This window comes from Novosphingobium sp. GW835-FHT14H07, assembly GCF_058793515.1.
On record NZ_JBXAFX010000070.1, the window covers coordinates 1 to 2204 of the forward strand.

Consider the following 2204-nt stretch of genomic DNA (forward strand, 5'->3'; position numbering starts at 1 on the left):
GTCCCGCCTGCCAGCGTGATCCCGCCCGCAGCGCCGATCGCATCGAACGTCAGCAGCGCAGGGTCGATGAACACCGAACCGCCGCTCGAGGTGACCGTGCCCAGCGTTGCCGTGTCGGTCACGGTCAGCGTCACGTCGCCCGCCGATTGCAGGCTCGTCGCCGTGAGGCTGGCCGCAGTCAGATCGAGCGTGCTGCCGGCGGTGATCGTGCCGCCGGTGATCGCCCGCGTGGCACCCAGGGTTACGCCCTCGCCCGCGCTCAGGCTGTCGAAGGTGAAGTTGCGCGCAGCAACAAGCACCGCCGCCCCCGCATCGGTCGCGCCAATGCGGATGTCGCGCCCCTGGTAGGTCGCCGAGGTTCCGGCATTCACCGCGTTGACCGTTGCGTCGCGGCTGCCCAGCGCGACGCTGGTGCCTGCCGTGATCGTGTCGAGGGTCATGGCACTCGTCGCGGTCAGCACCACCGAGGTGCCGGCGTCGATCGTGCTGCCATTGATCACCACGCCGCCGAGTTGCACCTGCCCGCTTGCGCTGGCAGACGCGAAGGTCACCCGCCCGGTCGTCGCCGCAATGTCGCCGCCAAGCGCGGACACGCTGCCCAGCGTGGCAAGCCCGCCGATGGTCAGCGTCAGGTTCCCCGCTCCGGACTGCAGCGTCGGCACCGCCAGCGTGCCAGCACCGATCGCCAATGCCCCACCGGCCAGCGCAGAATCCAGCACCGCGCCGCCCGTCACGGCAAGCGACAGATCGCCGCCTGCATCGAGCGTGCCTGCCTGCAGGCTGTCGGCGCCGAGCGTCATCGTCGTGCCAGACGTTGCCGAGGCCAGCGTCAGCGCGCCGGTTGCCGTCACGGCGATGCTGGTGCCGGCATCGAGCGTGCCGCCGGTGATCGTCCCGCCTGCCAGCGTGATCCCGCCCGCAGCGCCGATCGCATCGAACGTCAGCAGCGCAGGGTCGATGAACACCGAGCCGCCACTCGAGGTGACCGTGCCCAGCGTTGCCGTGTCGGTCACGGTCAGCGTCACGTCGCCCGCCGCCGCAAGGCCCGTCGCCGTGAGGTCCGTCGCGGTGATCGACAATGTGGTTCCGGCATTGACGGCATCGCCTGCGACACTGCTGCCGACAAGGATGGCTCCGCCAAGCGTGTCGAGGGTCCCGAACCGCAAGGTCGTGGCGCGATAGTCGAGCTGGCCCACGCTCGCCAGATCAAGCTTCGCCGTGCCATCGACAAGCACAAGCGCAGCGCCGTCCGTCAACAGGTTGGCAATCTGCAGGTTGCCAGCAGTCAGATCCAGCGAGCCTGCAAACACATCGCCGAGGCCGACATCGCCTGCCGACCGCACGGTCAGGAGTGTGCCCGCCTCGACGAGGTTGCCGGTGATCGCATCTGCCGTGAGACTGGTTGTCGCAAGGGATGCGACATCGCCGAACGCCAGCGTCCCGGCGGTGATCGCCACCGTGCCGGTTGGTGCGCGGACGCTGCCCAGCGCGGCGTTGCCGGTCACACCGATCGTGACGGCCCCCGCCTCGATCAGGTCGAGGCCAAGGCTGCCGGCGGTGATGCCCGCGTTGCGCCCCGCCGTGACCCCGCCGAGCGTCGCCCCGTCCGTCACCGCGACGGTCAGGTCGCGCACGGCATCGAGCGTCGTCGCGTCGAGCGTTGCCGCCGAGATGAACAGGTCGTTGCCGCTCTGGATCAAGGCGGCGGTGATGTTGCCCGTGGCATTCAGCGACATGTCGTGGCCCGGACCGCTGGTCCCGCCCAGGACACTGCGCACCACGATGTCCTGCGCGGTAAGGTCAAGCCTGCCCGTGAAGACATCGCGCAGGGTCAGCGTGCCGCTGGCAGTGCCGGTCAGCGCGTCGCTACCGACATCGCCGCCGGTGATCGTCCCGCCCGCAAGCGTGACCGCGCCGCTCTCCAGCGATGCAAACGTGATCGTCGGCGCCGCAATGGTGATCGCGCCGACGCCACCGGTGCTGGCACTGGTCGTGATATTCACGCTGCTGGTGCCGGTCAGATCGATCGTTGTCCCCGCAGCCAGCAGGCCCACATCGATCGTTGCGCCGGACAGCGCCATGCCCTCGACCGCCTGCGCCGAGGCCAGCGTCAGCGCGCCGGTTGCCGTCACGGCGATGCTGGTGCCGGCATCGAGCGTGCCGCCGGTGATCGTCCCGCCTGCCAGCGTGATCCCGCCCGCAGC

Annotated in this window: 1 protein-coding gene; it reads right to left on the bottom strand. The window is 69.9% G+C overall.

Features of this window, described 5'->3' with window-relative positions:
* The coding region (locus tag AC1Q5P_RS21790; RefSeq protein WP_492520014.1) for a beta strand repeat-containing protein at positions 1 to 2204 on the bottom strand (2204 nt) is incomplete at both ends.